The sequence below is a fragment of the Pseudomonas sp. Colony2 genome (genome assembly GCF_019382755.1).
Classification (GTDB): Bacteria; Pseudomonadota; Gammaproteobacteria; order Pseudomonadales; family Pseudomonadaceae; genus Aquipseudomonas.
Genome location: NZ_CP080030.1, coordinates 4,162,706 through 4,164,265, shown reverse-complemented (window position 1 = coordinate 4,164,265; position 1,560 = coordinate 4,162,706). Strand labels below are relative to the sequence as shown.

Sequence of the window (1,560 nt, the reverse complement as noted above, 5' to 3'; positions counted from 1 at the left end):
GGCAGGCCTGTCCATCGCCGGCCTGTTGCTGCCCGAGGCCGTGGCCTATTCCAGTATCGCCGCGTTGCCGCCCCAGGCGGGCGTGATCGCCTTGTTTGCCGGATTGTTGTGCTACGGCCTGTTTGGCACCAGCCGCTTCGCGATTGTCTCTGCCACATCGTCCTCGGCAGCGGTGCTGGCGGCGGCCACGGCAACGCTGGCGGGGGATGACCCGGCACTCAGGCTGAGCCTGGCAATGGGCCTGGTACTGGTGACGGGGGCGTTTTTCCTGTTGGCCGGGATGCTCAAGCTGGGCGGGCTGACCTCGTTTATCGCCAAGCCGGTGTTGCGTGGCTTTGCCTTTGGCCTGGCGCTGACGATCATCCTCAAGCAGTTGGCCAGCGTGGTGGGCGTGCACCTGACCGACAACAACCTGATTCGCTTCCTGCCCCAGCTCCTGGAGCAACTGCCGCGCTGGAACTGGGCCGCCGCTGCCGTCGCGGGCATCGCGTTGCTGCTGCTCTGGCTATGCGCGCGAGTCCGGCGCCTGCCGGGCGGGTTGCTGGTGGTGATCCTCGGGATTGCCGCCGGCCAGTGGCTGGATCTGCAGGCCCATGGCGTGGCGTTGATCGGCGTCATCGACCTGCGTCTGGAACTGGCGCATTTGCCGGTATTGCCGTTCGCCGACTGGCTGCGCCTGGGAGAGTTGGCGTTTGCCATGGTGATGATTCTTTACGCCGAGTCCTACGGCTCCATCAGCTCCTTCGCCCTCAAGCATGGTGATCGCGTGTCATCCAACCGTGACCTGCTGGCGCTGGGGGCCGCCAACCTGCTGTCCGGGCTGTTCCAGGGCATGCCCACTGGCGCCGGGTATTCGGCGACATCGGCCAATGAGGCGGCGGGTGCCAACTCGCGGCTGGCGGGCGCCGTGGCGGCGCTGGTGGTGCTGGCGATCGTGCTGACGGTGCTGCCGCTGGTGGCATTGACGCCGGAGCCGGTGCTTGCCGCCATCGTCATTTACGCCTTGGGCCGTGGCTTGAGCCTGCAGCCCCTGGGCCGCTATTTCTCCTGGCGGCGCGACCGGTTGCTGGTGATTTGCGCGGTGGCGGCGGTGTTGGTGCTGGGGGTGCTGGATGGGTTATTGGTGGCGGTCGGGATCAGCGTGGTGTTGATGTTGCGCCAGATGTCGTCGGCGGACGTGCGCGAGTTGGGGCGCATTGACGGCGGACATGATTTTGTCGACTTGCTGCATCACCCGAGCGCCGAACGGATCCCCGGTGTGCTGATCGTGCGGCCCAGTGAAGCGCTGTTCTTCGCGAATGCCGAGCGAGTGTTGGGGGCGGTGTTGAGCCTGATGCGGCACGCTACGTTACCGGTGCACACGGTAGTGCTCAGCCTGGAAGAATCCCCCGACCTGGACGGCACGAGCATCGAGGCGTTGCAGGCGTTTTTCGTACAGGTGCAAGGGGAGGGCAGGTGTCTGGTGTTGGCCCGTGTCAGGCATGAGGCGCAGGAAGTGTTGCAGACGCTGCCTGAAGCGTGTGCTCCCCAGGTATTGATCAGCGGCTTGAGTGTCGATGG

The 1,560-nt window shown here is 65.6% G+C and carries 1 protein-coding gene; it reads left to right on the top strand.

Annotated elements, in window-relative coordinates; translation table 11 throughout:
- Nucleotides 1-1,560: SulP family inorganic anion transporter (locus JV201_RS16370; RefSeq protein ID WP_257903334.1), on the top strand; the 1,560-nt coding region annotated here is incomplete at both ends.